This window comes from Protofrankia sp. Cr1 (assembly GCF_963555865.1).
Classification (GTDB): Bacteria; Actinomycetota; Actinomycetes; order Frankiales; family Frankiaceae; genus Protofrankia.
In genome coordinates this window covers 1-4,320 of record NZ_CAUVXO010000450.1, presented here as the reverse complement: position 1 = coordinate 4,320, position 4,320 = coordinate 1, and the positions used below count along the sequence as shown (strand labels likewise).

Here is a 4,320-nt window from a genome sequence, read left to right as displayed (position 1 = left end):
CGAGGGCGCTCAGCCGTACGGCGAGGTTGTAGGCCGAGTTGAGGGTGTCGAGGTGGTCGGGCCCGAGGACGCGGCGGCGGCGGGCGAGGGTGTCCTCGCCGAGTTCGCGGGCGGTCTCGTGGTCGCCCAGGGCGCTCAGCAGGATGCCGAGGTTGTTCGCCGAGTTGAGGGTGTCGGGGTGGTCGGGCCCGAGGGTTCGGCGGCGCCGGGTGAGGGTGTCCTGGTACAGGTCGCGGGCGGCGTGACGGTCGCCGAGCTCGGCGAGGTCGACGGCAAGATTGTGGGCCGAGTTGAGGGTGTCGGGGTGGTCGGGCCCGAGGGTTCGGCGGCGCCGGGTGAGGGTGTCCTCGTCGAGTTCGCGGGCGGCTTGATGGTCACCGAGGGCGCTCAGCCGGATGGCGAGGTTGTTCGCAGCATCCAGGGTGTCGGGGTGGTCGGGGCCGTGAGTCCGCAGTAGGCGAGCGAACACGCCCTCGGTGGATTCGGGGGTGTCCAGGCGCTCGCCTTCGGGCTGTTTCTCCGTCGCATCGTCGCCGGCGACGGTCGTGGGCTCGGCGACGGCGAGGGCGGGGGTGACGAGGGTGTGGGCGGTGACGAGGGTGTGGGCGACCGTCGGCACGTCGGCGGCTGGCGGCTGCTCGGCGGCGTGGCGGACGGCGTCGTCGAGGTGCAGCGGCAGGCCGGCTCGGGTGATCCAGCCCGTGCCGTAGGCCGCGGCCGTGGCGAGGGCGAGGGCGAGGGCGAACGCGGCGGCGTCCGGGTGGCGGGCGGCTGGGTCCTTCTCCAACGCGTGCAGCACCACCTGGGCGACCGGTGCGGGTACCCCGACCATGGGCGGGGCGGGCTCGGTCAGCTGCCTGCGCCACAGTATGTGCAGTGGCTGTTTCGGGTCGAATGGCGGCCGGCCGGCCAGGAGCTGGTAGAGCACGATGCTCAGCGAGTACAGGTCGGTCGCCGGGCACAGCCGGCCGCCCTCGATCTGTTCGGGCGCCATGTAGACCGGCGTGCCGGCGACTTTGCTGGCGGTGGTCGCCGACCCCTCGAACAGCTTCGCGATGCCGAAGTCGCCGACCTTCACCGTCCCGTCCGTGGCGAACAGGATGTTGTCGGCCTTGACGTCGCGGTGCAGCACACTGTGGTCGTGAGCGTGGCTCAACGCCGCGGCCACCGCCAGGCCCACCGCACACGCCTGTTCCGGCGTCAGCGTGCCCCGCCGCCGGGTCAGCGTGCCCCCGGCCAGCAGCTCCATCACCACGAGGCACAGGTCGTCGGCCTCGATGTAGTCGTAGACCCGGACCACATGCGGATGATCCAGTCCGCCCAGCACCCGCGCCTCGGCGGCGAAGTCGATCCGCTCGCCTTCGGCCGTCTCGGCTGGGATCACCTTGATCGCCACCGGTCGGCGCATCCGCCGGTGCTCTGCCTTCAGCACCAGCCCGAACGCCCCCGAGCCCAGATACTCGCCGAGGACGTAGTTGGGCACCGCCGCGGCAACCCGCGCCCGCTCGATAATCACCAAACGCTCCGGCAGCCCGGTCGTGTTGTTGGCCGTCCTGTTGGCCGTTCTGTCGTCACGACCCGGATCATCACAGCATCACCATGGTGGAGCCAGCTTAGAGCGCCCCAGGACCCCGGAACATCACGGATTGCCGGGACTGCCTGCCATCTCGGCTGGGTGGCCTTCCATCCGATGTGGCCTTTCATCCGATCCCGACCGGCACCAAATCTCCCGCGCGGGTAGCGACCTGACACGTGCGATGAACGGACTCGGCGGATCTGGCCCGCTGGAAGATCCTCAATCGTCTGGTCACGGCGGACGACGTCTGCAAATGTTTGCGAGAAAATGCCCCGTGGCCCCCCGTCGCTGTTCTTCTGTATAGCCTGGACGAGGCTTTGGGTGAGAGCCTTGCGACGGATACCGACGGTCATCACCCTCCGGTAACATCTCGTATCTCTCCGTGGAGATTGTGGTGGAGGTGTAGCGCTCACCTACCCGGCCGAAAATCTGTCGCCTAGGTTCTGGAGCTGGCGGCGGAAGTCTGCGCGCGATAACGAACATCTGGATCTGTGCTGCCGGAGGTCTCACGTATGGACTTGTTGTGCGAGGGGCAGGTCATCCGGGATACCTGCACGGTTGACCGGCTGCTGGGCAGGGGGGCTTTTGCCGAGGTCTACCGGGTCGATCACCCGTATCTGGGCCGGCAGGCGATGAAGGTCTTCCGGCAGGTAGGAATGTCCGGGGAACAGGTGCATGACGCACTCGGCGAGGCGATGCTGTTGTCCGGCATGGGTCACCTCAACATCATCCGCGTGTTTGAGGCGAACACCGTCGAGACGGACAACGGGGTCTACGCATACTTCACCATGGAATACGTGGCCGGCGGTACCCTGCACGATTTCTGGTCGTCGTACGGCGACGGGTTCGTGCCCATCCCGACCGCGGTGGACGTCATGCGGCAGATATCGCGTGGGCTGGCGGTCGCCCATCGGAAGTCCCCGCCGATCGTCCATCGGGACATCACGCCGCAGAATATACTGGTCGGCTACGACGGGGACGGTCTGCGCGTGCGGATCAGCGATTTCGGCCTCGCCAAGAAGGTCAGTGCCCTGACCCTGCTGGCCAGCTCCCAGGGAACCATCGCTTTCATGGCGCCGGAGACCCTGCTCCACCCGCATCTCGCGTCGGTGCCGGGGGACGTCTGGGCTCTGGGCGCGGTGTTCTACCTGTTGCTGACCGACCGGCTTCCATATCCGATGCGCTCCGCCGGCGACCCGATCACGGCCGCCTGGAACACGGGCACGCTCGTGCTGCCGGGCGAGCTGCGGTACGCGGTGGACGGAACACTGGACGCAATCGTCGCCCGGGCGCTGTCCTATAACCCGGCGAAGCGTTACCCGTCGGCCGCCGAGATGCTCGCCGACCTGGATGCGTGGCAGCCAGAGAGCCCGGCGGCGCCGCGGCCGCGAGAGAAGGAACCCGGGCCGGCCGGGGAGATCGCCGCGGGCAAGAATGTGCTCGGTCGGTCATCGTCCGCGGATGAGGCCGCGGCGCTGGGGATGGCTCGCCAGGCGGTGGCCCTCGCCACCACGGGCCAGTGCGACAAGGCCGCCGATCTGATGGAGGAAGCCTTCAACAAATGGCCCGGGCTACGTGATCAGTACGTGTCACGGATCAGGCTGTGGCGCAAGGGGGTGACGATGTGACGACCCAGGGCACCGACGCCGACCCGCTGCAGCGGGTGTCTGCGCAGATCTACCGACAGAACGCCTTCCGGGTGACCGGCCTGGCACTCTCGTCCACCGGACGGGAGATCAGACGGATGGCCGACAGGCTCGCCGTTATCGAGAAGACCGATGGGCAGTTGCCGACCTCGGACATCCTGCCGCTGGCGCCGGCCCCGTCTGCCGGGGACATCCGCGCCGCTCTCGACCGGTTGGGCGATCCCCGCCAGCGGCTGGTCGACGAGTTCTTCTGGTTCTGGCCGGCGCAATCGGGCGGTCCGCAGGACGCAGCGCTCGCCGCCCTGGCCGCCGGCGATCCGGACGCCGCGGTCCGGCACTGGACCACCGCGGCGCAGAACAGCGACCTGACGGTGCCCGCGGACGCCGCGAGCGCAGTCCACAACCTCGCGGTGCTCGAGCACGTACGGGCACTCGACGCCGAACTGGCCGCCGACACCGCGCAGCCCGACTGGGTGTCGGTCTACCGCCGTTGGGGGCTCGTCCTGAGCGACGACCGGGTCTGGGACAGCCTGGTGGCGCGCATCAGACACGCCGCCAACGCCCGGCTCGACGAAAGCCTCGCCGCCCGGATTCGCGCGGCGCTGCCTAGCGCGTTGCTGAGGATCGGTGCCGAGATCGTCGTCGCCGCCATCGCGGCCGACGATATCGGTCGGGCCGAGAGGCAGCTGGCGGCGATGCGCGACGCACAGCTGGGGGACACGGCCCGGGATGCGCTCGACGCCGCCCTGCGCGCGGCCGGCGCGCCCTGGGCCGACCAGATCGGCCGGCTCTGCGACGACGTCGTCCAGGTGGCCACCGACACTCAGAAGAATGGTCTGGACCAGGCCGAGCGCATCCTCGCCGATTCCGCGGGGCCGCTCGAACGGCTTGATCTCCTGCTGCCCCCCGAGGAGCTACGCGGGCCCGCACGCACGACAAGGTCGCCCTCGACACGCTGCGTTGCGTGCTGTGTTTCGACCAGACCCGGGACCTCTCGGACACCGCCGACGCCGACGCCGGTACCGCCCGCGACCACATGCGGATGACCGACGTGCTCACCCGGGCCGAGCGGACGGCGGCATCCGAGGCCATCGGGGA

General features: G+C 69.4%; 3 protein-coding genes. 2 read left to right on the top strand and 1 reads right to left on the bottom strand.

Going from position 1 to position 4,320, the window contains the following annotated elements:
• The coding region (locus tag U9980_RS23465) for a serine/threonine-protein kinase (protein ID WP_322769921.1) at positions 1-1,516 on the bottom strand (1,516 nt) is incomplete at its 3' end.
• 572 nt (positions 1,517-2,088) lie between these two features.
• Between U9980_RS23465 and U9980_RS23460 the strand changes: the two genes are divergently transcribed.
• Entirely contained in the window at positions 2,089-3,204 is a 1,116-nt protein-coding gene (locus tag U9980_RS23460) for a serine/threonine-protein kinase (RefSeq protein WP_322769920.1), read from the top strand.
• Positions 3,180-4,268, top strand: coding sequence for a hypothetical protein (locus U9980_RS23455; RefSeq protein ID WP_322769919.1), 1,089 nt, complete (start codon positions 3,180-3,182; stop codon positions 4,266-4,268). The genes U9980_RS23460 and U9980_RS23455 overlap by 25 nt, the downstream gene beginning before the upstream one ends.
• Positions 4,269-4,320: the final 52 nt, after the last annotated feature.

Excerpts from the sequence above, each read along its gene's own strand:
- U9980_RS23460 (WP_322769920.1), top strand. The coding sequence starts at position 2,089 with ATGGACTTGTTGTGCGAGGGGCAGGTCATCCGGGATACCTGCACGGTT.